This is a genomic window from Streptomyces antimicrobicus, assembly GCF_020532625.1.
Lineage (GTDB): Bacteria > Actinomycetota > Actinomycetes > Streptomycetales > Streptomycetaceae > Streptomyces > Streptomyces antimicrobicus.
The window spans coordinates 18,512-43,747 of record NZ_JAJAUY010000028.1 but is presented as its reverse complement, the minus strand read 5'-3'; the positions used below and the strand labels follow the sequence as shown (position 1 = coordinate 43,747).

Sequence of the window (25,236 nt, the reverse complement as noted above, 5' to 3'; positions counted from 1 at the left end):
GAGAGGCCACATCAATACTGTCCGTCCGCATTCCGGTGGGCCAGGAGAATGCGGAGCAGGCCCTTCGCCTCTCCACCAAGCTGTCCCTCAAATCGGTTCATGACCAGGTCGAACGAGCCCAGCTCCTCAACTGCCTGAGCAATCTCGGCATGGAAGCCGGACTCCCGGACCTCCAAACCGAATACCTCATGAGTGAGAACACCGACGTTCTCCCCGTAGGTCTGCAGGGTAGGCCGCTGCGGTAGGTGCCGGTCCCAGCGGCTGACTTTCCACACGCACGAACGCGGAACCTCCTGAAGGACTACCGGCGAGTGGGTGCCGATAAGCGCGACGCCGTTGCGGTCAGTAAGGAGATCGGACAGGGCCCTGACGAAGGACGCGAGCAGGGGAGGATGCAGATGAGCCTCAGGCTCGTCCAGGAGGACGAGGGATTGCTCCGCAACAGTCTCCACCAGTCGCGTGATCGTCAACAGGACAATTGCATGCCCAGAACTAAGCGACGAGAAGATCTGCCGCGCCCGTTCTCTAGTTTCTCGGGAGTAGAAGGTATCCAGCAGGTCTCGGGCAAAAGAATGGATTGGAGACTCGTAGAAGTGCGGATCGCTGCTGAGCACGGTCAGCGCGGAGATCCAGCGGCCAATGCGCCCCGCTGCATGGATCTCTTCGACGCTCTTGCAGAATTCTGAGCTGAGATCATCGTACGACTTGCGCTCACGTGTGGGACGACCGTGCACGTCGACTTTGGCCAGGCCCACGTACGTGTATCTGACGTTCGGCTCAGTCGATTCGGCCGGCGGGATGTTATCGCCAGGTACATCCTCGTCGTGGTCCCAGCCCTTTAGCAGGCGATGGCCTTCGTCACCGTCGACCTCAGCTTGGCCGGCTCCCGCCTCGTCGCCTTCCTGAGCCGGATCGAAGGCGCTAAACGTGACCGCTACGACGTTCGTGAACGCTCCCATTCCGTCGTCTGCCCACACGACCTCACCGACGTCCCGGGGTTGCGCATGCGGATTGACCACCGCCTCGCCAATGTGACCCAGCAGCGTCGTCTTGCCGACTCCGTTCCGGCCGATAAGCACATGGATATTGGACGGTGGTCGAGAATGAGGGGTGACCGAGAATGCCAGGCGCCACGCTTCTGCCTGCCTCTCCGCCCGGTTGGCACGAGGTATCACATATTCGAAGTGGTACGCCGTCAACCGAGAGCCGCCCCGCGCGATTCGCCGGAACTGGATCTCGACGGTCTGCGGTTCCACGCTACGCAGGAGGGAGGTCTGTGTTACGTCCCAGTGCTGGGCTTCCTGGGCTGCCTCATGACCGAACGCCATGTCGCGCAACCCCTCGAGGATCTCGACGCGAACAGAGGATCCCAGCCTGCTGATGCTCTCGTAGTACGTGGCGTCCTGGCCCAGCGAAAACCAATACAGCCGTTGATCCAGGCCCATCAGCTCGTCGAACTCCCCTTCTTCGAGAGGCCTTTCATCGCGGACCAGATCGGCATAGCCGATCTTGACCGTCCCAAGTTCATCCACGGCCCCGCTACCATCAGCGAACCAAAGGCGATAGAGAGTCAGGTAGTCATCGTCCGACAGCGGTACAGGTTCCAAGAGGCAGGCACGCTGCCTGCTCGGTCCCTGTGGCCGCCCCTCTGCCCCCAACACGATGAAGCGCACGCACTCCTCCTCACAACGGTTCACTGAAGCATTCATCCAACGCCAAGAGCAAGGTCAACCCTGCGTGCAGCGGCGGACGCGGTCCCTCCATTCGGCCGTCAGCCGTCTTCCGGTCGTGGCGGCGGACAGGGCCGGACGAGTCGGGGGCGTGTGGTGGTGGGCAGGGTCCTGGCTGTTGAGCCGGAGGGTGTGACCGCGGGGAAGATGTTCGGCGGGAGTCCAGGACAGCATCGTCGAGGGTCTCCTCTGAGAGGACCACCCAGCCATTCTGCTCCTTGTTGCGGAACACCAACTGCCTGGTGTCGGGCCGCGACAGGGCCCCCTGCCCGGCCGCGTCCAACCACTCGACGACCACACCGGCACCCTCGACCTCGCCACCAACAACGCCCACCACATCGCCGAATAATTTCTCAGCATCGAGCTTGGCCCCGACGACGCGGTCCCTACCGACGTTGTCGCAGGGGGTACTTCTTGGGCCTCTCGGGCGGCAGCTCCGCTGTGACTCCATGGCCCGCTTCAGGTGGCGCGAACGGTAGCGTGGAGGGCGTAGCGGGCGGGCGGCGGCGAGGCGTTCGGCGAGGTAGGCGGCGGCGTCGCGGGCGGGTAGCTCGCGGGGGTGAGGCGGCGGCCTGAGGGGGTGGGGTCGGTTAGGCGGTCGACACGGAAAAAGGCGCCCTTCGTCGGATTCGTGTCGTAGGCGACCAGGTACCAGGCCGGGGCGGCACAGACCAGGGCGTGCGGTTCGGCGTGGCGGCGTCCGGTCTCGCCGCTGCCACGACGGTAGGTGAAGGTGACGATCTCGCGATCGCGGCATGCGACGGCCAGCAAGGCCAGGGCCGTACGCACGACGCTTCCAGGTCTGGGCATGTGAAGCCGACCTCCCCTGCAGCCCCGAGTCCCTGGCGCTCCGACAAGGGAAACATGCTGGTCAGGAGCCTCTGGAAGGCGCGGTGGTCGCCTGTGGTCGCACGCTGGAAGCATCCACTCCCGCTCTCGCCTCCCGGAGGCGATCCCCATGCGTACCAGCACCGGCCGCGGCCGGATCTACCGCCGCTGCGGCTGCAGAGACCCCCAGCACCACCAGCTCGGCACCCACTGCCCCCACCTGCTCACCGATAGCCAGCACGGCACCTGGAACTTCGCCGTCGACGTCCCCACCCCCGACTACCACCGCACCACCGTGCGACGGGGCGGATTCTCCACCCAGGATGCCGCCGAGCAGGCCCTGGGCCGGTTCCTTGAGGGCGAGGCTGGCGGATACAACGCCGACCCCAGCCAGACCGTCGCCGCCTACCTGGGCGCCTGGCTGCAGGCGAAGGCCCTGGTGCTGAAGCCGACCACGATGGCCCGCTACCGCGACTACGTCCGCAACGACCTCGTCCCGGCCTTCGGCACCCTCAAGCTCGACCAGCTCGCCCACCGGCACATCTCCGCCTTCGTCACCTGCCAGCTCGCCGCCGGACGCGGCCGCACCACCCTCTACCGCTGCCTGGCCACCCTCTCCAGCGCCCTCGGCGACGCCGTCCGACAACACCGCCTCCCCCACAACCCCGCCTCTCCCCCGGTCCTACGCCGCCCGCCGGCACCGGAACGACGCATCTGGACCGCGGAGGAGGCCGCACGCTTCCTCACCTACTGCCACCAGGCCGACCCCGAGATCGCCGACCTGTTCGAGTTCCTGATCGGGACCGGCATGCGCAAGGGCGAAGCCCTCGGGCTCCACTGGGACGACGTCCACCTGGGCGAGGGCGTCCTCTACGTGCGCTGCACGCTCTCCGCCATCGACAACAACCACCTCGTCATCACGGCGCCCAAGACCCGGTCAAGCCGCGGGTGGGTCGCCATCTCACCTCGCGTCGCCACCGCCCTGCGGCACCACGCCCGCACAACACGACCTACGCGAAGCGTTCCTGACGACCCGTTCGCCGGTCTCGTCTTCTGCCGACCCAACGGCCGACCGCTCGGACCGCACCAGGTCCTCGACCGGCTCCACCAGCTGTCCGAAGAAGCCGGCGTCCCGCGGATCACGGTCCGCGATCTGCGCCACCTGGCCGCCCCGATCACGATCTCCGCCGGCGTGCCGCTCACCGTGGTCTCCTAGACACTGCGGCACTCCACCCTGTCGACTCACTGCGAACATCTACAGCCACCTCACCCGGCAGGCAGCTCGCGAAGCCGTCGACACCATCGACCGAACCCTCACCGGAGCCCAGAACACCAGCCCCGAAACTAGACGCCCGGCATGGCTGCGACCACCACGCGACCACATCCGCCAACTCCGCGAGGCCCTCGGCGCCCTCCACTCCCCCGCGCCGCCAGCCTTCAGCGCCACGGCCAACCGGCCGCAGGTTGGACGTGCGACCACCATGGCTGCGGACACACGAAAGGCCGCCCTCCCATAATTGAGAGAACGGCCTCCGACCTGCGAAAAGCAGAGTCGGGACGACAGGATTTGAACCTGCGACCCCTTGACCCCCAGTCAAGTGCGCTACCAAGCTGCGCCACGTCCCGATGCCCTCACCTGGGGTTTTGGCCCCCGGTGGCGGTGCAGGAAGAACATTACCCCACGCTGAGGGGTGGGTGCGCACGGGTAGTCGGGCGGCGCGGGAGGATGGTCGTGTGACGGCGAAGAAGCGGGACAGGGATGCCGAAGGGCGGGCGCGCAGCGCGCGGCCGCGGGACGGGCTGGGGCGGCCGTTGCCGTACGGGGCCGAAGGGGTCGAGCGGCAGCCGGAGGGGGTGGTGCGGACGCCCGCCGGGACCTTGGGCGAGGCGCAGCGGCTGCTCGACGCCGGGATGCCGTTCCACGCGCACGAGGTGTTCGAGGACGCGTGGAAGAGCGGGCCCGCCGCCGAGGCCGGGCTGTGGCGCGGGCTCGCGCAGCTCGCGGTCGGGCTGACGCACGCCGCGCGCGGGAACGCCGTCGGCGGGGCCCGGTTGCTCCGGCGCGGTGCCGCGTCCGTCGCCGCGTCGGGCGGCGGGCACGGCATCGACGTGCCCGGGCTCGTCCACTGGGCCGGGGCGTTGGCCGGGCGGGTCGAGCACGGGGAACGCGTCGACGCCGCCCAGGAGTCACCCCGGCTCACCGGCCGGTAGGCGGCGGGCGGACCCGGCCGTGGGCCCGACCGCACCGCCGCCCCCGGCCGTAGGCCCTGCCGGCCGCCGCCCCTTGCCGGCCCGCCGCCCCGGCCGGCAGGGGCTACGGCTGGGCCGGCTGGAGGAGGTCCCAGCGGTTGCCGTACAGGTCCTCGAAGACGGCGACCGAGCCGTACGGTTCGTGGCGCGGCTCCTCCAGGAAGCGGACGCCTTCGGCGGTCATGCGGGCGTGGTCGCGGGCGAAGTCGTCGGTGTGGAGGAAGAAGCCGACCCGGCCGCCGGTCTGGTCGCCCACCCGGGCCCGCTGCGCCTCGTCCTTGGCCCGGGCCAGCAGCAGCGCGGCCTCCGTGGCGCCCGGCGGGCGGACCACCACCCAGCGGGAGCCGTCGGGCCGGGGCGTGTCCTCGACGAGGTCGAAGCCGAGGGCGCGGGTGTAGAAGTCGATGGCGTCGTCGTAGTCGGCGACGACCAGGGCCGTGAGGGCGATGTGGGAGGGCATGTCCCTATTCTGGCCCGAGCAGCACGACGTCCAGCGTCCGGGGGCCGTGGACGCCTTCCACCCGGTCGAGTTCGATGTCGCTGGTCGCCGAGGGCCCCGAGATCCAGGTCAGCGGGCGGGCCGGGTCCAGCAGCGGCAGGGCCTGCGGGACCGAGTCCACCACCTGGTCCGGGACGCGTACGACGCACACGTGGTGGTCGGGGACCAGGGTGATGCGGCGCCTGCCCTGGTCCGGCGAACCGTCCAGGACCAGCGTCCCGGTCTCCGCGACGGCCAGCGCGCAGCCCGTCACCACGCTGTCGACCCGGTCGAGCTCGTGGGCCGTCGTCGACGCCTCGTCCCGGACCCGGGTCACGTCCGTGCCGCTCAGCCACCACTCGGGCAGGCCCGGCGGGACCACCACGGTGCGCGCGCCGGGCTCGGCCAGCAGCCGTCCCAGCAGGGCGGGCAGGCCGTCGGGGTCCGCGCGGTGGACCCGCGCCCGGTACTCGGCGAGGTGCGCGGCCAGCAGGTCCACCCGCTCGGCCGGCGTGCGGTGGCCGTGCTGGAGCAGGTAGTCCCGCGCGATGCCGCCCTCCGCCGCCGCCGGCGGGCGCGCGTCGCCCACGGCCCGGCGGATACGGCCCAGGATGCGGTCCTTGGTCGTCATCGGTCGTCAGCCTCCCCGTTCCCGCGCCCACCAGTCGCGGAACGGCTCCGCCGGCGCCCCCGGCAGGTCGCGGGTCTCGGTCCAGGCCCGGCCCGGGCCGGGCAGGCGGTGGGGCCGGAAGCCCAGGCGGCGGGCGCGGGCCAGCAGGCGCTCGCCCGCGCGCAGCGCGCCCGGACGGTCGAGCAGCCGGCGGGCGGCGCGTACGGCGGCCCGCTCGGCGGCGTGGCCCCGGGCCGGGCGGATGCGGACGCGCACGCCGCCGCGGGTCACCGGGCCGCCCTGGACGATCCGTTCGCGCAGGTGGACCAGGACCTCGGGGATGTCGATGGCCACGGGGCAGACGTCGTAGCAGGCCCCGCACAGGGTGGAGGCGAAGGGGAGCGAGGCGTCGATCCCGCTGTCCGTGCCGCGCAGTTGCGGGGTGAGCACGGCGCCGATCGGGCCCGGGTAGACGGAGCCGTACGCGTGGCCGCCCGCGCGCTCGTACACCGGGCAGACGTTGAGGCAGGCGGAGCATCGGATGCAGCGCAGGGCCTGGCGGCCCACCTCGTCGGCGAGGGTGTCGGTGCGGCCGTTGTCGAGGAGGACGAGGTGGAAGGCGGACGGGCCGTCGCCGTCGGTCGTGCCGGTCCACATCGTGGTGTACGGGTTCATCCGTTCGGCGGTCGAGGAGCGCGGCAGGGTCTGCAGGAAGATCTCCAGGTCGCGGAAGGTGGGGACGACCTTCTCGATGCCGACGACCGAGATCAGCGTCTCCGGGAGGGTCAGGCACATCCGGCCGTTGCCCTCGGACTCGACCACGACCAGGGTGCCGGTTTCCGCGACCATGAAGTTGGCGCCGGAGATGCCGACCTTGGCGCGCAGGAACTTCTCGCGCAGGTGCAGCCGCGCCGCCTCGGCGAGCGCGGCGGGGGTGTCGTCGAGGTCCGCCGGGGCCGGGCGGCCCCAGCGGCCCATCTCGGTACGGAAAAGGTCGCGGATCTCGGCCCGGTTGCGGTGGATGGCGGGCACCAGGATGTGCGAGGGGCGGTCGCGGCCGAGCTGCACGATGAGCTCGGCGAGGTCGGTCTCGTACGCCGCGACGCCCGCCGCCTCCAGCGCCTCGTCGAGGCCGATCTCCTGCGTGGCCATCGACTTGACCTTGACCACCTCGCGCTCGCCCGTGGCGCGGACGAGCGCGGTGACGACGCGGCACGCCTCGGCGGCGTCGGCCGCCCAGTGGACGGTGCCGCCGGCGGCGGTGACCGCCTCCTCCAACTGGAGGAGGTAGTGGTCCAGATGGCGCAGGGTGTGGTCCTTGACCGCCTTGCCGGCCGCCCGCAGCCGGTCCCAGTCGGCGAGTTCGCCGACGGCGCGGGCGCGTTTGTCGCGGATGGTGCTGGTGGCGTGCCGCAGGTTGGCGCGCAGCCGCTCGTCCCGTACGGCGGCCCGCGCGGCCTCCGGGAACGGCGGGAAGGCGGCCGGATCCTCGCCCCCCGCCCGGGCCCGGCCCGCCACCCGGCCGTCGCCCGCCGCCCGGCCGTCGCCCGCGGCCCGGTCCTCGCCCGCCGCCCGGCCGCCGCCCCCGACCCGCGCCCTGGGCATCCCCAGGAAGGCGCGTCCGCCCCCGCGACCCCGCCCGTCCGTCGTCATCGCGCCGGCTCCTCCTGCGTGGCCGCCAGGATCTCGGCGATGTGCAGGGTGCGCAGCGGCGCGTCCTGGCGGCGGAGCATGCCGCCGAGGTGGGTGAGACACGAGTTGTCGGCGCCGCACAGCACCTCGGCGCCGGTGGCCCGGGCGTGGCGGAGCTTGTCGGCCCCCATCGCGGCCGAGACGTCGGGGTTCTTCACCGCGAAGGTCCCGCCGAAACCACAGCACTCCTCCGCCTGCGGCAGCTCGACCAGATCGAGCCCCTTGACGGCGGCGAGCAGCCGGCGCGGCCGGTCGCCCAGCCGCAAGGACCGCAGACCATGACAGGAGGGGTGATAGGTGACGGTGTGCGGGAAGTACGCCCCCACATCGGTCACCCCGAGGACGTCGACGAGGAACTCGGTCAGCTCGTACACCCGGGGCGCGAGCGCGTCGGCGAGCTCGGCCAGCTCGCTCCCCCGCCCCTCCGCGGCGGCCCGGCGCCCGATCCGCGGGTAGTGCTCGCGCAGCATCGCGGCGCAGGAGCCGGACGGCGTGACGACGTACGGGTACCCGGCGAAGGCGGCGGCGGTGCGGCGCAGCAGCGGCTCGGTCTCGTACCGGTAACCGGTGTTGTACTGCGGCTGGCCGCAGCAGCTCTGCCCGGCCGGGAAGTCCACGTCCACCCCGAGCCGCTCCAGCAGCCGCACCACCGCGACCCCTGTGGCGGGGTACAGCGCGTCGTTGACGCAGGTGACGAACAGGGCCACTCGCATGACGGGCAGAATAGCGGCGTGAAGAAGTTCTCAGTGATCGGCATAGGCGCGGGCGACCCGGACCACCTGACCCTCCAGGCGGTCAAGGCGATCGGCGCGGCGGACGCGTTCCTCATCCTGGAGAAGGGCGAGGAGAAGGCGGACCTGACCGGGCTGCGGCGCGCCATGCTCGACGCGCACGCCCGTCCCGGCCACCGGCTGGTGGAGGGCCGCGACCCCGACCGCGACCGCGACCCCGCGCACTACACCCCCACCGTCGACGGCTGGCGCAGCGCCCGGGCGGAGATCTTCGAGCGGTTCATCGCCGAGGACCTGGCCGAGGGCGAGACCGGCGCGTTCCTGGTCTGGGGCGATCCGTCCCTGTACGACTCCACCCTCGCGATCCTGGAGGAGGTCCACGAGCGCGGCCGGGTCGCCTTCGAGCACGAGGTGGTGCCGGGCATCAGCAGCGTCTCGGCGCTGCTGGCCCGGCACCGGACCAACCTGAACCGGGTCGGCCGCCCGGTGCAGATCACCACCGGCCGGCGGCTCGCCGAGGGCTGGCCACAGGACGTCGACGACGTCGTGGTGATGCTCGACGCGCGGCACGCCTTCACCCGCCACCTTGACCAGGACCTCTTCATCTACTGGGGCGCGTACGTCGGCACGCCCGACGAGATCCTGGTGCAGGGCAAGCTGGCGGAGGTCGCCGACCGGATCGAGCGGCTGCGCACCGAGGCCCGGGCCCGCAAGGGCTGGATCATGGACACGTACCTGCTGCGCCGCGACTGACGCGCCCCGGCCGGCCCGGCCCACCCGGTCGGCGCCGGCCTACAGGTACGTGCGCAGGACCGCGGCCAGACGTTCGTACTCCTCGGCCCGGTTGTAGATCTGGCCGCACACCCGGATGCCGCCGCCGCCGGGCCACGGCCAGATCAGGACGCGGATCCGGTGCCGCGCGGCGATGTCCTCGCGCAGGGCGCGCGCGGCCTCGGGGTCCTCGGCCGTGCCCGGGGGCAGCCGCAGGGTGCGCATGGCCAGCCCCGGGGTGTGCGGCAGCGGGCGCAGGCCCGGGACGTCGGCCAGCAGGGCGGCGCCGTATCCGGCCAGGGCGCTGTTGTGGGCGCGCACCTTGGTGGCGTCGAGCCGGGCCAGCAGGTCCAGGCCCTCGGGCGCGGCGAGCCAGCCGGTGTAGTCGGCGGTGGCCCGGTTCTCGACCGAGCGGGGGAAGCCGTGGTGGTCCTCCCAGGAGGGGACCAGCGGGCGGACCCGGGCGCGGTACGGCTCCGCGACGGTGAGCACGGCGGTGCCGGAGGGGGCGTAGCCCCACTTGTGCAGGTTCCCGAACCAGAAGTCGGCGCGGCCGGCCAGGGGCTCGGCGAGCATGCCGGGGGCGTGCGCGCCGTCCACGACGGTGGTGACGCCCCGCTCGGCGAGTTCGGCCAGCAGCCGCGGGGAGGCGATGACCCGGGCGGTGGGCGAGCTGATGTGGTCGAGCAGGGCCACCTTGGTGCGGGGGGTGAGGCCCGCGAGCACGGCTTCGCGGACGGCGTCCTCGTCGGGCAGCGCCGGGTCGAGGCGGACGGTGGTGGTCCGGGCGCGGCGGGCGGCGGCCGCGACGACCGTGCCGTAGCCGTGGTCGGTGACGAGGACCTCGTCGTCGCCGGTGAGATCGAGGGCGTCGAGCGCGAGGTTGGCGGCCTCGGTGGCGTTGGAGACGAAGCCGGTGCCGGCCGGGTCGGCGCCCAGGTGCGCGGCCACGCGCGCCCGGGCCGCCTCGATCCGCTCGGGGGCGGTGACGAAGAAGGCGTCGGGGTCGGCGTGGACCTCGGCGAGCAGGGCGGCCTGGGCCTCCTGGACCGGGACGGGCACGGCACCGAACGAGCCGTGGTTGAGGTGGGCGATGCCGGGGTCGAGGCGGAAGAGGGCCCTTCCTCCGGGGAATTCCCCGGGCGGGACGGGCACGGCGGGCGGGACGGGCGGTACGAGCGCGGTCACGGGGCCTCCGGGTCACGAGTACGGGGTCGGCTGTGGCGGGAGGGCCGGCACGACGGGGATCTCCCGCCGCGATCATCCCGCGCGGCCGCCTCCGGCGGTAGCCCGTCGCGAGGAGCGCGAAGTGACCGGCCGGTACGCCGATCTGACGGTGAATCCGTTCTCCCCCTGGCCTTCGACCGTATCTGGCGGATAATCATCTGGTGCGGCGCGAAACATCCCAAGGGGGCCGCAACCGGCATCACGCATGCAGTGGGGGGCATCGTGCCGATGACGACTTCAGGGGCTCCGCCCACCCGTGTCCTGCCGGCGACGTCGGACGAACTGTCGCGGCTGCTGACGGCGGTGCGGCGGGGCCGGGTGCTGACGGTGACCGGGCGGTTCCGCGAGCCGCGCAGTCTGCTGGTGCGGGAGATCGCCCGGCGGCTGTCGTCCAACTTCTACGACGGGGTGGCCCTGGTCTGCCTCGACCGGACCTCGGGGGTGCGGGACCTGGTCGACGGGCTGGGCTGTGTGCCGGGCCTGGCGTACCTGCCGTGCGGTACGGCCAACGCCGCGTCCTGGCTGGCCGAACGGGACCTGCTGCTGGTCCTCGACGGCTGCGACCAGCTCGACGCGGGCGCCCGGCGCTGGCTGCGCACCCTGCTGGGCGTCGCACCGGGCCTGCGGATCCTGGCGGCCGGCCGTACCGCGCTGGGGCTGGAGCAGGAACGGGTCCACCGCCTCTGACGGGGCGTGCCGGACGCGCGGGTTCAGGCGCGCCCTGGCCCGTTCCGGCTGCCGCGGAACGCGCGACCGCCCCGGCCGGGCAGGTGCTGCCGGCCGGGGCGGTCGCGCGTGCGGTCGGGCCGGGTCAGCCCAGCAGGCCCAGGGCCTGGTTGAAGGTCGCGGACGGGCGCATGACCGCCGCGGCCTTGACCGGGTCGGGCTGGTAGTAGCCGCCGATGTCGGCCGGCCGGCCCTGCACGGCGATCAGCTCGTCGACGATCGTCTGCTCCTGCTCGGTGAGCGTCTTGGCGAGCGGGGCGAACGCGGTGGCCAGCTCGGCGTCCTCGGTCTGCTTGGCCAGCTCCTGGGCCCAGTACAGGGCGAGGTAGAAGTGGCTGCCGCGGTTGTCGATGCCGCCCACGCGACGGGTCGGCGACTTGTCCTCGTTGAGGAAGGTGCCGGTGGCGCGGTCGAGGGTGTCGGCCAGCACCTGGGCGCGGCGGTTGCCCGTGGTGGTGGCGAGGTGCTCGAAGCTGGCGGCCAGGGCGAAGAACTCGCCGAGGCTGTCCCAGCGCAGGTAGTTCTCCCTGACCAGCTGCTGGACGTGCTTGGGGGCGGAGCCGCCGGCGCCCGTCTCGAACAGGCCGCCGCCCGCCATCAGCGGGACGATCGACAGCATCTTGGCGCTGGTGCCCAGCTCCAGGATGGGGAAGAGGTCGGTCAGGTAGTCACGCAGGACGTTGCCGGTGACCGAGATGGTGTCCTCGCCGCGGCGGATGCGCTCCAGGGAGAACTTGGTGGCCTCGACCGGGGAGAGGATCTTGATGGTCAGACCCTCGGTGTCGTGCTCGGCGAGGTAGGTGTTGACCTTGGCGATCAGCTGCGCGTCGTGGGCGCGGGTCTCGTCGAGCCAGAACACGGCCGGGGCACCGGTGGCGCGGGCGCGGGTGACGGCCAGCTTGACCCAGTCCTGGATCGGGGCGTCCTTGGTCTGGCAGGCGCGGAAGATGTCGCCCTCGGACACCTCCTGCTCCAGGACGGTGGTGCCGGCGGCGTCCACGAGGCGGACGGTGCCGGCCGCGGCGATCTCGAAGGTCTTGTCGTGGGAGCCGTACTCCTCGGCCTTCTGCGCCATCAGGCCGACGTTCGGGACGGAACCCATGGTGGCCGGGTCGAAGGCGCCGTGGGCCTTGCAGTCCTCGATGACGGCCTGGTAGACGCCCGAGTAGCTGCTGTCCGGCAGGACGGCGAGGGTGTCGGCCTCCTGGCCGTCCGGGCCCCACATGTGGCCGGAGGTGCGGATCATGGCCGGCATCGAGGCGTCGACGATGACGTCGGACGGGACGTGCAGGTTGGTGATGCCCTTGTCCGAGTCGACCATGGCCAGGGCTGGGCCGGCGGCGAGCTCGGCGTCGAAGGAGGCCTTGATCTCGGCGCCCAGGCCGTGCGGGATCGACTCCAGGCCGTTCAGGACGGTGCCGAGGCCGTCGTTCGGGGACAGGCCCGCGGCGGCGAGCACCTCGCCGTACTTGGCGAAGGTCTGCGGGAAGAAGGCGCGGACCACGTGGCCGAAGACGATCGGGTCGGAGACCTTCATCATCGTGGCCTTGAGGTGCACGGAGAACAGCACGTCCTCGGCCTTGGCGCGGGCGACCTGCTCGGAGAGGAAGGTGCGCAGGGCGGCGACGCGCATGACGGACGCGTCGACGACCTCGCCGGCCTGGACGGGGACGGACTCGCGCAGCACGGTGACGGCGCCGTCGGCGGCGACGTGCTCGATGCGCAGGGTGCCGGCCTCGGGGACGACGGCCGACTTCTCGGTGGAGCGGAAGTCGTCCTGGCCCATCGTGGCGACGTTGGTCTTGGACTCGGAGGTCCAGGCGCCCATGCGGTGCGGGTGGGTCTTGGCGTAGTTCTTGACGGCGCCGGGGGCCCGGCGGTCGGAGTTGCCCTCGCGCAGGACCGGGTTGACGGCGGAGCCCTTGACCTTGTCGTAGCGGGCGCGGATCTCGCGCTCCTCGTCGGTCTTGGGGTCGTCCGGGTAGTCCGGCAGCGCGTAGCCCTGGCCCTGGAGCTCGGCGACGGCGGCCTTCAGCTGCGGGATGGACGCCGAGATGTTCGGCAGCTTGATGATGTTGGCGCTGGGCGTCTTGGCGAGCTCGCCGAGCTCGGCGAGGGCGTCATCGATACGCTGCCCGGGCTCGAGGTACTCGGGGAAGCTGGCGATGATCCGGCCGGCCAGCGAGATGTCCCGGGTCTCCACGCTCACGCCGGCCGTCGAGGCGTACGCCTGGACGACGGGCAGGAACGAGTAGGTCGCCAGGGCCGGGGCCTCGTCAGTGTGCGTATAGATGATGGTCGAGTCAGTCACCGGGTGCTCCGCTCCACTCTCCACGTCTGCAACATTGCTCGACATCAAGATATCTCGTGTTCGCGGCAGCTCCGACAGTCCCCCGGGAAACGGCGGAGCGCCGCCCCCGACACGGTGTCGGCGGCGGCGCTCGGGTTCCGGTCGGCTCAGGCGGCCGGCGCGTACTTCGGGTTCGGGCCGTACTTGTTCGGGTTCGGCTCGCCCTCGGTCGCGAGGAAGACCAGCAGGACGATGGCGCCCACGAGCGGGACGAGGGCGATCAGCAGCCACCAGCCGGAGCGGCCGGTGTCGTGCAGGCGGCGGACGGCGACGGCCAGGGAGGGCAGCAGGACGGCCACGGAGTACACGACGCCCAGGATGCCGTTGGTGCCGAGGATGCCGTCGACGAGGGCCAGCACGAGGCTGATGATGACGTTGAACAGCACGAACAGCCAGTACTCCTGGCGCCGGGCGCGGCCGCTGAACACGGCGTACTTCTTGAGAACGTCGAGGTAGTGGTTCATGTGTCCCCCCAAGTGGACGGTTCGTCGGCCCGTCCAGGCGGAGCAAGCCGAGGCAGAACTTATGCCCCGCTTATGTGGCGGTCAAGCCGGTTCGCAACACATGAGAAGACCGGCTTTCGGCAGGTTCCGGGAGCAACCGGGATCACTGCAGCAGCGGCCCGTCCGGGCCGTCCCGTGCGTCCGGCCCGTCGGGGCCCCGCAGCGCGGCCCGGCGCCGGCACGCCCGCCACCCCAGCCGCAGCACGCACACCAGCGTGAGCACCCACGCGCCCGCGAAACCCCAGATCAGCGGCGGCGAGGAGGTGGCCGCGGCGGGCACGAACAGGACCAGGGACGTCAGTCCCGCGAGCCAGGCCAGCACCGCGAGCAGGTGACCGCGCAGGGCCGCCGCCGGTCCGGCCCACGGGCGCACGCCCCGCCGCATGGTGCGCAGCCGCCGGGCCAGCAGCGCGTCCGCCTCCAGCGTCCGTTCGATCTCCGCGAGTATCTGCCGCTCCCGGGGGGAGAGCTCCCGGCCTTCCATCATCATCCACTCCCCGCGTCGGGCGGCGCCCGCTCACGCGGCGGCGGTGGTCGCGGCCAGCGCGTCCACCACGTCGGCGAGCGAACCGCGCCGCCGGTGGGCCGCGCGCTGCCGGGCGGCGCCACTGCCTTCTTCGCGCAGCCGCCGCAGCAGGTCCTGTACGAGTCCCAGGTCGCCGGTGGCCTCCAGGGCCGGCGCGGCGCGCTCGACCAGCCGGTCCACGAGCCGGCCGGCGGGCCACTCCTGACCGTCCACCGGGTCCAGCCCGGCGCCGTCCAGTCCGTGCGCCGCGGCGTACTTGTGCGCCGAGCGCAGCAGACGGTCCGTCATCACGGGGGCGGGCACCCCGCGTTCGACGTCGACGAGCAGGACGCCGGACAGTCCGCGCACCAGCGCCGCCAGCAGCACCACGGTGTCCAGGTCGGCGTTGGCGTCGGCGATCCGGATCTCCACCGTGGGCACGTGCTCGGAGGGGCGGGCGTACCAGTACACCATCCTGCGGTCCAGCAGGATCCGGTCGCGCACCAGGGAACTGACGACGTGTTCGTACTCCTGCTCGCACAGCACCGGGGTGGGCCCCACTGTGGGCCAGCGGGCGAACTCCACCGATCGCCAGCTCTCGAACCCGGTGTCACATCCTTGCGCGAAGGGCGAGTTGCCGGTGAGCGACTGCAGGGCCGGCAGCCAGGGGCGCAGATGGGCGGCCAGCGCCAGCGCCTCGTGCCGGGCCAGCGTGCCGATGTGCACGTGCGTTCCGCACACCAGACCGTGGTAGCCGTCGATGAGGGCGGCGAACCGGCGGGCCATCTCCCCGTAGCGGGCGCAGTCCGTGATGGCGAGCGGGCGCGCCGGCCGCACGGGCGGGGTGCCCGTCGCCAGCACCCGGCAGTCCGCCTCGGCGGCGGCGGCGCGGACCACGCGGCGCAGCCGGGCGAGGTCGGCGCGCAGGGATTCCAGATCGGCCGCGGGCGTGCTGCACACCTCCACCTGGGCGGTGTAGAACTCGGCCTGCACCTGGTCGCCGAGCTCGACGGCGGCGGTGGCGATCACCTGCGGCGCGCGGCCGCACGGGGCCGCCCCGGTGGCTTCGACCAGCAGGAACTCCTCCTCCACCCCCATGGTCAGGACTCTCATCGGTGCCTCCTCGCCCGGTGCGCGGCGTGTACCCAGCCAAGCAGGTCCGATGCACATCGGCAGGACGGGAAAACCCCCTCACCTGGGGGTCGTGCGCCGCCGGGCCCACAGCGGGACCACGAACCAGCACAGGGCGAACCAGACGGCCATGATCACGACCAGCCACAGCGAGAGCTGGCTGCCCAGGGCCATGCGCATGATCAGCAGCATGGCCGCGACCATGGTCAGGAACAGCAGCACCAGGCCGAGGATGGTCAGCCGGGACGCCCAGGTCACGGCCTCCGGCTTCAGCCGGCGCCCGAAGACCAGGCGGTGGAAGGAGACCGGCCCGACCAGCACTCCCGTGGTGGCGGCGCCGAGCAGGACGGTGACGACGTAGATCCCGCGGTCCAGCGGACCCAGCTCGGTGAACCGCGGCTGGAACACCACGGTCAGCAGGAAGCCGAACAGGATCTGCACCCCGGTCTGGGCCACGCGGAGCTCCTGGAGCAGCTCGTTCCAGCGGCGGTCGGCCCGTTCCGGCTCCGACTCGTTGCGCTCCGGATCCGCGATGTACCGCCGTTCGGGTGGTGTGGCTCGGTCGGACATGCCCCGCGTGTTCCCGCGTACGGCGCCGGTACGCATCAACGCCCCGCCCGGGGGTATCCGCCGGGCGGACCACGCCCCCGTGGAGGACCCTGTTCCGTGTCGGCCCTCGTCCGAGTGGAGGAGCCCCGCCGTGCGCTCGTACTGGATGGACAGCACCACCACCGCCCCCGCGCATCCGCCCCTCGACGGGGACCTCACCGCCGACGTCGTCGTGGTGGGAGGCGGCATCGCCGGGCTGTGCGCGGCCCGCGAGCTGGCCCTGGCGGGCCGCGAGGTGGTGGTCCTGGAGGCCGGGCGGGTGGGCGGCGGGGTCACCGGGCACACCACCGGCAAGCTGAGCTCGTCGCACGGGCTGTGCTACGCGCGGCTGACCGCCGAGCACGGCGCCGAGGCGGCGGCCCTGTACGCCCGCTCCCAGGAAGAGGCGATGCGGCACGTGCTGGCGCTGTGCGGCGAGCTGGGGATCGACGCCGAGGCGGAACGGCTGCCGGCGTACACGTACACCACCGACGAGAGCCGGACCGAGGAGTTCCTCGCCGAGGCCGAGGCCGCCCGGGCGGCCGGCCTGGACGCCCGGTACGTGACGGAGACCGGGCTGCCGTACCCGGTCGCGGGGGCCGTGCGCGTGGAGGACCAGCTCCAGTTCCACCCGCGGCGGTTCCTGCTGGGGCTGGCCCGCGACCTGGCCGCGCGGGGAGTGGCCGTCCACGAGGACACCCGGGTCACCGGCCTGCACGAGCGGGCGGACTGCCGGCTGACGCTGGCGGGCGGCGGCACCGTGCACGCCGCCGACGTGGTGCTGGCCACGCACTACCCGCTGTTCTGCCACGCCTCCCTGCTCGCCCGGCTCACCGTCCACCGGGAGCTGGTGGTGGCCGCGCCGGTGGCGGCGCGCGACGTGCCCGAGGGGATGTACCTGACCTCGGAGGACAACACCCGCTCCGTCCGGTCGGCGCCGTACGGGGACGGCAGCGGGGACGGGGACGGGCAGCGGCTGCTGATCGTCGCGGGCGAGAAGTACGTCCCCGGCACGGCCGACGTCGCGGAGCGCCTGGCCCGGCTGGAGGACTGGGCGCACCGCCACCTGCCCGGCTTCCCGCGCGGCCCGGCGCCCTACCGGTGGGCGGCCCAGGACGTCTTCTCGGCCGACCACCTGCCCTACGTCGGCCACGAGCACCCCGACACCCAGCACGTGTTCCTGGCCACCGGCTTCGGCGGCTGGGGCCTGAGCAACGGGGTGATGGCCGGGCAGCTGCTGGCCGCGCACGTCACGGGCCGGCCGCGGCCGGCCTGGACCGAGCTGTACGACCCCCGCCGGGTGCTGCCGCTGCGGGACCTGCCCGGTGTGGTCCGGGCGCAGGCCTCGGTGGCCCGGCACTACGCGGCCGGCTTCGGCCCGGGGCCCCGGTGCACCCACATGGGCTGCGAGCTGGGGTTCAACGAGGCCGAGGAGACCTGGGAGTGCCCCTGCCACGGCTCGCGGTTCGCGGCGGCGGACGGCAGGGTGCTCCAGGGGCCGGCGACCGAGCCGCTGGACGTCACGGGCGTGGACCCGCACGACACGCGACGATCCCCCACCGCAGGGAAGGACACCTCATGACGGTGATGACGCCGAGGGCGACGACGACCGCAGTGACGACGCCGACCAGGCCGAGGGCGGTACCGAGGGCGGCGACGGCTGTGACGGCCGGGGCGGCGGAGATGACGTCGCCGGCCGATCCGGCGCCCGAGCCGCGTGAGCCGGAGCCGGTCCCGCACGACCCGCAGCCCCCGGCCCCCGACCGGGACCCGGAACCGGCTCCGGACCGGGGCCCGGGCGAGCCCCCGGCCGTGCCCGAGCCGCCGGACTAGGCCGTTTCCCTACCCCGCGCCGCGTGAGCGGACTCGGACTCCGACGTAAGTCGAGGACGGGAGCCATCGGCATGCTGACCGCCTTGGGCAGCGCGACGGTCGGAGCTCTGGTCGTGACGTGGACCGCGGAGGACCGACGCAAGCTCCTCCTTCACGTCAACGACCGGCAACAGGCCCGCAGCCGGGTCCGGCGCGCCCGCGCCCGGGCCCGTCAGGCGTGGTGGGCCGCGGCGTGCATCTGCCGGTCGAACTCCTCCAGCAGCGCTCCGCAGAACGCGTCGAGGTCGGCCGGCTTCCGGCTGGTGATCAGCGGCCCCGGGCCCGCCCGGCACACCTGTACCGCTTCGTCGACCCAGGTGCCGCCGGCGTTGCGGATGTCGGTGGCGAGGCTCGGCCACGACGTCAGGGTGCGGCCGCGCACCACGTCGGCCTCGACCAGGGTCCAGGGCGCATGGCAGATGGCCGCGACCGGCCGGTCCATGCCGAAGAAGTGCCGGGCGAAGGCCACGGCCCGCGGCTCCGTGCGCAGCGCGTCGGGGTTGGCGACGCCGCCGGGCAGCACCAGCGCCCCGAAATCCTCGGCCGGGGTGTCGGAGACCACGTCGTCCACGGCGAAGGTGTCCCCGCGGTCCAAGTGGTGGAAGGCCTGGATCCGGCCCGGTTCCGTGGAGACCAGCCGCGGCTCCCAGCCCGCGTCCAGGACGGCCTTCCAGGGCTGCTCCAGTTCCACCTGTTCGACGCCTTCCGGCGCCATCAGGAACGCCACGCGCATGGCCGCTCACTCCTCTCGTACGGTGCCGTGCCACCTCCTCTTCGGCACCTGCCCTGGACCATTCACACCAAACCGTGACAAACTCCAGGTATCGGGATGTCCCCGTCGGGGTAGGCGTGTGACATGACGGACGCGCGGTTCGAGCTGCTCGACGTGCACCTGGAGTCGGAAAGCTTCGGCCGGGTCGCGGTGCCTCTGGACGACCTGCCCGGCGCCCCCTTCGCACTGCCGGAAGGGGCCCTGTTCACCGTGAGCCTCACCTTCCGGCTGGCCGCGGACGTGGACGGCCTGTGCTACGTGGACTCCCGCGAGGTCGACGGCTGCTCGTTCCCCGCCGTCTCGACGTCGCTGGGCAGCTTCCGCGCCGGCGGACCGTACGAGGTGGTGCTGCCGCCCGAGAAGCTCCCGGCCGGCAGGCACTCCCACGGTACGTACACGGTGACCGGCACGTTCATGGACGGCGACGGCGAGATCCTCGCCCGCGAGGCGTTCCGCTACCGCCTGACCCACCACGAACGGCCGGTCTGCCGGCCCGCGGGCCGGGCCGGCACGCTCGGCGCGGGGCCCTCGGCACCGCCGGTCGGCACGGCGCCCCCGGGGCCGCCGGTCAGCGCACGGCCTTCAGGACCGCCTCTGCCATGACCTCCTCGCCGCGGGCGTTGGGGTGGACCGACATGGCCGGCTCGTGCGGCAGGATGCCCTCGATCCAGCGCTGCGACGGGCTCTGGCAGATGTCGTGGCCGCGGGTGGCCGCGTGGACGTCCGCGTACGTCGCCCCGTCGGCCCGGGCCCGTGCGGCGATCTCCGCGTTGAGCCGGGCGATCACGTCGCGCAGGTAGGCGGCGTCGGAGACGGTGACCGGCTGCCGGAAGAGGCAGTCCCACTCGTTGTCGGGCAGGATCGAGGGGTATCCGGTGACCACCACCTTCGCCCGGGGAGAGCGCCGGCGGATCTCCTGGAGGGCGGCGGCCAGCCGTGGCCCGGTGGCCTCGATGCGGGCGGTGAGCGAGTCGCCGTAGGAGTGGCGGCACGGCGCGCCGAGGGGGCTGACGGCGGCGAGCGCCACGCACTTGACGACGATCTCACCCATGCCGAGCAGGCCCTCGCCCAGGTCGTTGCCTCCGAGGGTCATCGTGACGAGCCGGGTCTGCGGGGTCAGCGCGTCGAGCTGAGCGGCGTTCACCTCCCCGATCACGGGGTAGCGCTGAGGTTTCGTCAGATGGTCGAGCTTGGCGGCGCCGCAGCTCACGTCCCGTACGACGGCGGGCCGCAGCCGGGCGGCGACCACGCTCGGGTAGTTGCGGTCCGACCGCAGGCACAGCCCGGCCGACTGCCGCGGGATGCCGGCCCCGGCGGCGTACGAGTCCCCGAGGGCGACGTACTCCGCGTACGCGGTGGGGGCGGTGGCGGCCGGGGCCGTGGCGGCCGCCGCGGGCGGGACGGAGGCGAGGCAGGCCGCGAGGGCGGTCGCGGCGGCTAAGACGGCGGAACGAGAGGGGGACACGGCGGCTCCTGAAGGTGCGCGGGCGGCGAACCGTCAGGATGCGGCCGTGTTACCGCCGGGTACAACCGGCCGGTATGCAAAGAAACGATCAAGGCCCGCGCCGCCGGGGTGGCGACGCGGGCCGATGCCGTACGGGCGCCACGACGGCGCCGTGAGCCGGTGCGCGGCGGCTCAGAAGGAGAGGGCGGCGTTGCCGTTCACGGTGGCCGCCATGGTGCAGGAGTTGGCGAAGGTGTGCTTCCACGAGACGCGGCTGCCCTGCCACACGCCGTCCATGGTCACCGTGACGGGGGCGTAGAGCATGGGACACGCGCGGTTCGGGTCCGGTGCGGCGAGCAGGCGGTCGAAGGTGCCGCCGGTGGACTTCAGCGACGCGCACGCGGCAGCGGGGTCGGGGTGCGTGCCCTGGGCCGAGGGCGCACAGCTGAGCGTGACCGCCCGCACGACGGTGCTCGCGGCGGCGTTGTCACCCTGGGCCACGGTCAGGACCAGCGCGGAGGGGGCGTAGAGGCTCGTGGGCCGGGCCTCGGCCACTCCGGTGGCGGTGGCGGCGCCGGCCAGGCAGAGCAGGGCGGCAGCGGAGACGGAGGCAACGCGACGGTGACGCACGACAACACTCGCTTTCGATTCGAAGGTTGAACGTTTCTGGCGCTTACGATCTCGCGCCCTGACGCCAGCGACTTTGCCGGATACGCAGACCGACCGCACATCGATCGCCGATTTACGGACACTGTGTTCGATAGTCGGAGGGGTGAGCGACCATCCCCGCAGCTCACACCCCCTGCGGCGCTCCGTAGCCGACCGCGGACCGACCGTGATCACCGCCGACGACGTGCCGGGCCGCACCCTCTGACCTGCTGTCGGCCGCGCGCGGTTCACCGAACGGCCACTCAGCTTGACCGGATCCGGTCGATCCGGCCCCGCTTCCGGCACCGCGGACGGGGTGACCGCCGGGAGTTCGGAGCACGCGCACGCGGGCGGGACGCCCGATCCGCACCGTGCGCGCCCGGCCCGCACAGAACCACACCCTCGGCCACTCGGCCGAGGGTGCGGTTCCGTGCCGGACGCCCCCGCGTCGGGCGCCGGTGGATTCCTCAGGTGTTGGGCTGCGCGCGGCTGATGTCCGCCAGGGCGGACTGCTCGTCGCGTTCCACGGCCAGGTCGCCCAGGGAGACGATGCCCACCAGGCGGTCGTTCTCGGTGACCGGCAGGCGGCGCAGCGCGTGCGAGCGCATCAACTCGACGGCCTTGCTGACGTCGTCGTCCGGCGCGACGGTGACGACGTCTCCGCTGCACACCTCGCCGACGGTCGTCGTCTCGGGCTCCTTGCCCTCCGCCAGGACGCGTACGACGAGGTCCCGGTCGGTGACGACGCCCTTGACGTGGCCGTCGTCGACGACGAGGACGTCGCCGATGTCCTCGTCACGCATGCGGCGCGCCGCCTCGGCCACCGGCATCTGGTCGGCGGTGGTGACCAGCCGCTCGGTCATGATCTCGCGGATCTTCTGGGACATCTCTGCTGCCTTCCTCTCCGAGTCTCCCGTTCGCTTCGGCTTCCTCGCGGCGCGCCTGCCCCTGGCCGGGCAGGGTAAACGGCCGACCGGGCCCACCGGACGGCGGCGGCGGGGGCTTCGGCGGGGCGGCGGGGACGGGTTACGCCCGCGCTCGTTGCGGCGGTCGCGTCGGCAGCGCCGATTCGGCTCGGCGTGCCGTGGACCGCGCGTAGCGGGCGGTGACGAGGGCCGGCACCGCGAAGCCGCAGACCTTCACGACGACCAGGGCGGCCGTGGCGTGCGGGGCGAGGTGCAGCAGGAGGGCCAGCACGGCCGCGTTGACGGTGAAGGCCGCGGCCCAGACGCCCGTGACGACGGCGTTGGCGCGGAGGAACAGCGGGGTGCCGTGCGCCTCCGGCGGCGCCATGGTCCGGGCGATGCCGAGCGTGAACGGCCGCCGTATCGCGAGCGATCCCCACGCGGTGAGGGCGAGCCACCCCACCGAGGCGGCCGGCCCGTAGTCGCCGAGGGGCGCAGGCCGCACGGCGAAGGCCGCCACCGCGAGGGCGCCGAAGAAGACGGCGGAGCTGAGCTCGATGATCTGCGCGTCCCACGGGCGTCCGGCGCGGCGGTCCACCACCACGAGGCCGACCGCCAGCAGGAAGCCGGCGAGGGCGCCGTACCGGTACTGGCCGTTGGTACTGAGGACCGCGAAGGCGATCCAGGGCAGGAACGAGCGGAGGTGACCGAGCACGAGAACACCCTCTCGGGACGACATTCCATGAGTGACATGTCGAAACTAGAGGGTCCTGTGCTGACCTGTCAAAGATGTAATGTGAGAGCATGAGCCTTCGCCACGCCGTGCTCGGCCTGCTCGCCGGTGGACCGGCCAGCGGCTACGACCTGCTGCGCACCTTCGACCTGTCGCTCGCCAACGTCTGGCCCGCCACGCAGAGCCAGCTCTACGGGGAGCTGGGCAAGCTGGAGAAGGGCGGCCTGGTGGCCGTCGCCGCCGAGGGGCCCCGCGGGCGCAAGGAATACGCGATCACGGACGCCGGGCGCGACGAGCTGCACCACTGGCTGACCGAGGTCGAGCCCACCCAGGTGCGCCGCAGCGACATGCTCCTGCGCGTGTTCTTCCTCGACCGGCTCGAACGCGACGAAGCCCTGGCCTACCTGCGCCGCCAGGCCGAACTCGCCGCGGAACGGCACGAGCGGCTCGTCGAGCTCGGCAGGACCGTGGCCCAGGGGGACGACCCGCTGTCCGTCTACGGCCGGATCGCCATGGAGTGGGGCCTGCGCGCGAGCGCCACGCAGCGGGCCTGGGCCGAGTGGGCCCAGGAGCAGCTGGCGGAGCGGCAGCCGCCCGCCGCGCCCTGAGCCGGCCGCACTCCCGGCGTGGCGGAGGGCGGCCGCGCGCCCGCCCCGGCTCAGGCGGCCTTGCCGGACGTGGACGTGCGCTTCTTCGCCCCCGGCTCCGTGCGGCTCTTCGTGCCCTTGCCCGCCCGGGTGCGGCTCCGCCCCGCCGTCTTCGTTCCGGACTTCGCCTCGGGCTTCGCGCCGGACCTCGTTCCGGACTTCGCGCCGGACTTCGCGCGGGACCTCGCGCCGGACCTCGCGCCGGACTTCGCGCGGGAGCCGGCGCCCGTGCGCTTCCGCTCGCCGCGGGCCCGTTCCACGCTCGCGCGCAGAGCCTCGGTCAGGTCGACCACGTTGGTGGCCTCCGCCGGCGGTTCGGCCTTGTCCACCGTCTCGCCCGCCTGCTTGGCCTTGATCAGGGCGGCGACCTTCTCCTGGTACGTGTCGTGGAACTCCTCGGGATCCCACGCCATGCCGAGGGCCGACACGACCTGTTCCGCCATCTTCAGTTCCTTCGCCCCCGTCTTCGTACGGGACGAGGGCAGGTCCGGGATCTCCTCGCGCGGGTCGCGGATCTCGTCGGCCCAGTGCAGCGTGTGCAGGGTCAGGACGCCGTCCTCGGACTTCAGGGCGACCAGGTACTCGCGGCCGCGCATGACGAAGGTGGCGACACCGGCCCGGTGCGTCTTGTCGAGGGCGCGTTCGAGCAGGGCGTACACGGTGGCGTACTCCTTGCCCCGCGGGCCGACGTAGTACGTCCGGTCGAAGAAGATCGGGTCGATCTCGTCCAGGTCGACGAAGCCCCGGATCTCCAGCGCCTTGGAGCGCCCGGGCGCGATCTCCTCCAGCTCGGCCGGCTCGACCACGACGTACTCCTCCCCCACGTCGTAGCCCTTCACGATGTCGTCGGCATCGACCTCCTTGCCGGTGCGCTCGTTCACCCGGCGGTTGCGGATGCGGTCGGCGGTGCCGCGCTGCAGCTGGTGGAAGTGCGGGGTGTGGCTGTCGGTCGCCGTGTACACGCCGATCGGGACGCTCACCAGCCCGAAGGTGAGGACCCCCGTCCATACCGGTCGGGCCATGCTGCTCACCGCCTCCGCCGTGTCGCCGCTGCCGGGGCGTCTGCCCGGCGGCACGGGGGAAAACCGTGGTCCGAGGCGGGTTTACGCCGCGCCAGGAGGGTTAGCCGCCGCGTATCAGCACGGGGTGACGTCACGGGGGCGCAGCAAGGAGCGTGAACCGTCATGCGGGGCGACAAGGAGCAGCGGGAACAGAGCGGCGGCATGAGCGAGAAGCGGCAGTCGCCGGGCAAGGGCCGCGAGGAGCAGATCCGGGGACGCTCGCCGGAGCCGGACCAGCTGCGCACGGGCGGCCGGCCGCGTACGCCCGAGGAGATTACGCACGAGCGCGGCCGCGAGGACGCGACGATGCGCGACGTGATGCGCGACCTGGGCGAGGAGGACCTGGACGACCTGCGCGACGACCGCTGACACCGGCGCGGCGGAACCGCCTCCGGCGGCATGCCGGGGCGGTCCCGCGGGAAGGCGCCACCCGACAGTCCGGCCACGCCCCGAGGAGGCGGCCATGTCCACCGACGCGATCGTGATGCTGCGGGAGGACCACCGGCGGATCCGCAAGCTGATCCGCGCGTACCGGGCCGCGGGCGGCGGGCCGGGCACCGGGCGGGCCGGGGAAGGAACGGCCGCGGACACCGGCGGCCGCGGCGAGGTCATGGACGAACTGCTCCACGAGCTGACCGTCCACACCTACGTCGAGGAAGAAGTCGTGTACCCCCTGGTGCGCAGGCTCGTACCGGAGACGGACTCCCTGGTCCTGGAGTTCCACGAGGAGCACCACGTGGCGGACGTACTGGCCGCTGAGCTGGCCGGCATGAAGCCCGAGGACGAGTCCTTCGACGCCAAGGCACGGGTGATGGCGGACGCCGTGGAGCGGCACATGCAGTCCGAGGAGCAGCAGTGGTTCCCGCGGGTGCGGGAGTCGCTGGGCCGCAAGGAATTGCAGGCCATCGGCTCCCGGATGGCCGAGGTCCGCGAGAAGGCCCCGGCCCGCCCGCGCCAGCCCCTCCTGCGCAGGGTGGCGGACGCCCTGGCGGCGTGAGCCGAGCCCTCGCCTTCGGCGTGTGAGCGGACGGCTC

Annotated in this window: 27 protein-coding genes and 1 tRNA gene; 9 read left to right on the top strand and 19 right to left on the bottom strand. The window is 72.7% G+C overall.

Translation table 11 applies throughout. The features are described from left to right. Nucleotides 1–11 precede the first annotated feature (11 nt). Both LG632_RS10500 and LG632_RS10495 read right to left on the bottom strand, forming a co-directional pair. Nucleotides 12–1,673 carry an AAA family ATPase gene (locus tag LG632_RS10500; RefSeq protein ID WP_226726643.1) on the bottom strand — a complete coding sequence of 554 codons (1,662 nt, stop codon included), beginning with the start codon at nucleotides 1,671–1,673 and terminating at the stop codon, nucleotides 12–14. A gap of 516 nt (nucleotides 1,674–2,189) precedes the next feature. Further along, nucleotides 2,190–2,519, bottom strand: a complete 330-nt coding sequence (locus LG632_RS10495) for a helix-turn-helix transcriptional regulator (protein ID WP_226726642.1) — start codon at nucleotides 2,517–2,519, stop codon at nucleotides 2,190–2,192. Nucleotides 2,520–2,688: 169 nt separating this feature from the next. Between LG632_RS10495 and LG632_RS10490 the strand changes: the two genes are divergently transcribed. Next, nucleotides 2,689–3,774 carry a site-specific integrase gene (locus tag LG632_RS10490; RefSeq protein ID WP_226726641.1) on the top strand — a complete coding sequence of 362 codons (1,086 nt, stop codon included), beginning with the start codon at nucleotides 2,689–2,691 and terminating at the stop codon, nucleotides 3,772–3,774. Nucleotides 3,775–4,110: 336 nt separating this feature from the next. On the opposite strand, the gene LG632_RS10485 is transcribed toward LG632_RS10490, so the two are convergent. Further along, nucleotides 4,111–4,184, bottom strand: a tRNA-Pro gene (locus tag LG632_RS10485). A 108-nt stretch (nucleotides 4,185–4,292) separates the two neighbouring features. Here LG632_RS10485 and LG632_RS10480 point away from each other — a divergent pair. After that, nucleotides 4,293–4,769, top strand: coding sequence for a DUF309 domain-containing protein (locus LG632_RS10480; protein WP_226726640.1), 477 nt, complete (start codon nucleotides 4,293–4,295; stop codon nucleotides 4,767–4,769). A gap of 103 nt (nucleotides 4,770–4,872) precedes the next feature. On the opposite strand, the gene LG632_RS10475 is transcribed toward LG632_RS10480, so the two are convergent. From LG632_RS10475 to LG632_RS10460, 4 genes are read right to left on the bottom strand one after another with little or no spacing between them, the layout of a single operon-like run. Further along, nucleotides 4,873–5,268: a VOC family protein gene (locus LG632_RS10475; RefSeq protein WP_226726639.1), complete on the bottom strand. Its 396-nt coding sequence runs from the start codon at nucleotides 5,266–5,268 to the stop codon at nucleotides 4,873–4,875. 4 nt (nucleotides 5,269–5,272) lie between these two features. Continuing rightward, on the bottom strand, nucleotides 5,273–5,917 hold the full coding sequence (locus LG632_RS10470) for a LutC/YkgG family protein (protein WP_226726638.1): 645 nt from the start codon (nucleotides 5,915–5,917) through the stop codon (nucleotides 5,273–5,275). A 6-nt stretch (nucleotides 5,918–5,923) separates the two neighbouring features. Then, a complete protein-coding gene (locus LG632_RS10465; protein WP_226726637.1) occupies nucleotides 5,924–7,549 on the bottom strand; it encodes a lactate utilization protein B in 1,626 nt (541 codons plus the stop codon). Further along, complete coding sequence (locus LG632_RS10460) at nucleotides 7,546–8,301, bottom strand: (Fe-S)-binding protein (RefSeq protein WP_226726636.1); 756 nt, start codon at nucleotides 8,299–8,301, stop codon at nucleotides 7,546–7,548. Before LG632_RS10460 ends, LG632_RS10465 begins: the two co-directional genes overlap by 4 nt. Before the next feature lie 18 nt (nucleotides 8,302–8,319). On the opposite strand from LG632_RS10460, the gene cobF reads away from it, so the two are divergent. Beyond that, nucleotides 8,320–9,072 (top strand): precorrin-6A synthase (deacetylating), encoded by a 753-nt coding sequence (gene cobF / locus LG632_RS10455; RefSeq protein WP_226726635.1) that lies wholly within the window; start codon nucleotides 8,320–8,322, stop codon nucleotides 9,070–9,072. Nucleotides 9,073–9,111: 39 nt separating this feature from the next. Here cobF and LG632_RS10450 read toward each other — a convergent pair whose 3' ends face one another. Then, the gene (locus LG632_RS10450) at nucleotides 9,112–10,278 is read right to left on the bottom strand and encodes an aminotransferase class V-fold PLP-dependent enzyme (RefSeq protein WP_226726634.1); all 1,167 of its coding nucleotides are present in this window, start codon (nucleotides 10,276–10,278) and stop codon (nucleotides 9,112–9,114) included. 267 nt (nucleotides 10,279–10,545) lie between these two features. On the opposite strand from LG632_RS10450, the gene LG632_RS10445 reads away from it, so the two are divergent. Continuing rightward, nucleotides 10,546–11,004 carry a hypothetical protein gene (locus tag LG632_RS10445; protein WP_226726633.1) on the top strand — a complete coding sequence of 153 codons (459 nt, stop codon included), beginning with the start codon at nucleotides 10,546–10,548 and terminating at the stop codon, nucleotides 11,002–11,004. A gap of 124 nt (nucleotides 11,005–11,128) precedes the next feature. On the opposite strand, the gene LG632_RS10440 is transcribed toward LG632_RS10445, so the two are convergent. From LG632_RS10440 to LG632_RS10420, 5 genes are all read right to left on the bottom strand, one after another. Beyond that, nucleotides 11,129–13,354 (bottom strand): NADP-dependent isocitrate dehydrogenase, encoded by a 2,226-nt coding sequence (locus tag LG632_RS10440; protein ID WP_226726632.1) that lies wholly within the window; start codon nucleotides 13,352–13,354, stop codon nucleotides 11,129–11,131. 146 nt (nucleotides 13,355–13,500) lie between these two features. After that, nucleotides 13,501–13,857 carry a DUF805 domain-containing protein gene (locus LG632_RS10435; RefSeq protein WP_226726631.1) on the bottom strand — a complete coding sequence of 119 codons (357 nt, stop codon included), beginning with the start codon at nucleotides 13,855–13,857 and terminating at the stop codon, nucleotides 13,501–13,503. Between the two features lie 142 nt (nucleotides 13,858–13,999). Then, nucleotides 14,000–14,386, bottom strand: a complete 387-nt coding sequence (locus LG632_RS10430; protein ID WP_226726630.1) for a DUF3040 domain-containing protein — start codon at nucleotides 14,384–14,386, stop codon at nucleotides 14,000–14,002. 27 nt (nucleotides 14,387–14,413) lie between these two features. Then, the gene (locus LG632_RS10425) at nucleotides 14,414–15,514 is read right to left on the bottom strand and encodes a carboxylate-amine ligase (protein ID WP_226726629.1); all 1,101 of its coding nucleotides are present in this window, start codon (nucleotides 15,512–15,514) and stop codon (nucleotides 14,414–14,416) included. A 78-nt stretch (nucleotides 15,515–15,592) separates the two neighbouring features. Then, nucleotides 15,593–16,102, bottom strand: a complete 510-nt coding sequence (locus tag LG632_RS10420; protein WP_226726628.1) for a DUF6328 family protein — start codon at nucleotides 16,100–16,102, stop codon at nucleotides 15,593–15,595. A gap of 145 nt (nucleotides 16,103–16,247) precedes the next feature. On the opposite strand from LG632_RS10420, the gene LG632_RS10415 reads away from it, so the two are divergent. After that, entirely contained in the window at nucleotides 16,248–17,702 is a 1,455-nt protein-coding gene (locus LG632_RS10415) for an FAD-dependent oxidoreductase (RefSeq protein WP_226726653.1), read from the top strand. Between the two features lie 462 nt (nucleotides 17,703–18,164). On the opposite strand, the gene LG632_RS10410 is transcribed toward LG632_RS10415, so the two are convergent. Further along, nucleotides 18,165–18,725, bottom strand: a complete 561-nt coding sequence (locus tag LG632_RS10410; RefSeq protein WP_226726627.1) for a type 1 glutamine amidotransferase domain-containing protein — start codon at nucleotides 18,723–18,725, stop codon at nucleotides 18,165–18,167. 123 nt (nucleotides 18,726–18,848) lie between these two features. On the opposite strand from LG632_RS10410, the gene LG632_RS10405 reads away from it, so the two are divergent. Beyond that, nucleotides 18,849–19,367 carry a rho GDP-dissociation inhibitor gene (locus LG632_RS10405; protein ID WP_226726626.1) on the top strand — a complete coding sequence of 173 codons (519 nt, stop codon included), beginning with the start codon at nucleotides 18,849–18,851 and terminating at the stop codon, nucleotides 19,365–19,367. Here LG632_RS10405 and LG632_RS10400 read toward each other — a convergent pair. The 4 genes from LG632_RS10400 to LG632_RS10385 all read right to left on the bottom strand — a co-directional run bounded on the left by LG632_RS10400 (nucleotide 19,333) and on the right by LG632_RS10385 (nucleotide 22,476). After that, nucleotides 19,333–20,229 carry an SGNH/GDSL hydrolase family protein gene (locus LG632_RS10400; protein WP_226726625.1) on the bottom strand — a complete coding sequence of 299 codons (897 nt, stop codon included), beginning with the start codon at nucleotides 20,227–20,229 and terminating at the stop codon, nucleotides 19,333–19,335. The genes LG632_RS10405 and LG632_RS10400 overlap by 35 nt on opposite strands. Nucleotides 20,230–20,400: 171 nt before the next feature. Next, nucleotides 20,401–20,838: a subtilase-type protease inhibitor gene (locus LG632_RS10395; RefSeq protein WP_226726624.1), complete on the bottom strand. Its 438-nt coding sequence runs from the start codon at nucleotides 20,836–20,838 to the stop codon at nucleotides 20,401–20,403. A 485-nt stretch (nucleotides 20,839–21,323) separates the two neighbouring features. After that, nucleotides 21,324–21,743, bottom strand: coding sequence for a CBS domain-containing protein (locus LG632_RS10390; RefSeq protein ID WP_226726623.1), 420 nt, complete (start codon nucleotides 21,741–21,743; stop codon nucleotides 21,324–21,326). 139 nt (nucleotides 21,744–21,882) lie between these two features. Then, nucleotides 21,883–22,476 (bottom strand): hypothetical protein, encoded by a 594-nt coding sequence (locus LG632_RS10385; RefSeq protein ID WP_226726622.1) that lies wholly within the window; start codon nucleotides 22,474–22,476, stop codon nucleotides 21,883–21,885. An 89-nt stretch (nucleotides 22,477–22,565) separates the two neighbouring features. Between LG632_RS10385 and LG632_RS10380 the strand changes: the two genes are divergently transcribed. Continuing rightward, nucleotides 22,566–23,102, top strand: coding sequence for a PadR family transcriptional regulator (locus LG632_RS10380; protein ID WP_226726621.1), 537 nt, complete (start codon nucleotides 22,566–22,568; stop codon nucleotides 23,100–23,102). Nucleotides 23,103–23,152: 50 nt separating this feature from the next. On the opposite strand, the gene ku is transcribed toward LG632_RS10380, so the two are convergent. Further along, on the bottom strand, nucleotides 23,153–24,163 hold the full coding sequence (ku, locus tag LG632_RS10375; RefSeq protein ID WP_226726620.1) for a non-homologous end joining protein Ku: 1,011 nt from the start codon (nucleotides 24,161–24,163) through the stop codon (nucleotides 23,153–23,155). Between the two features lie 162 nt (nucleotides 24,164–24,325). Here ku and LG632_RS10370 point away from each other — a divergent pair, with 162 nt between their 5' ends. Both LG632_RS10370 and LG632_RS10365 read left to right on the top strand, forming a co-directional pair. After that, the gene (locus LG632_RS10370; protein ID WP_226726619.1) at nucleotides 24,326–24,571 is read left to right on the top strand and encodes a hypothetical protein; all 246 of its coding nucleotides are present in this window, start codon (nucleotides 24,326–24,328) and stop codon (nucleotides 24,569–24,571) included. A 94-nt stretch (nucleotides 24,572–24,665) separates the two neighbouring features. After that, nucleotides 24,666–25,199: a hemerythrin domain-containing protein gene (locus tag LG632_RS10365; RefSeq protein WP_226726618.1), complete on the top strand. Its 534-nt coding sequence runs from the start codon at nucleotides 24,666–24,668 to the stop codon at nucleotides 25,197–25,199. The last annotated feature ends 37 nt before the right edge of the window (nucleotides 25,200–25,236 follow it).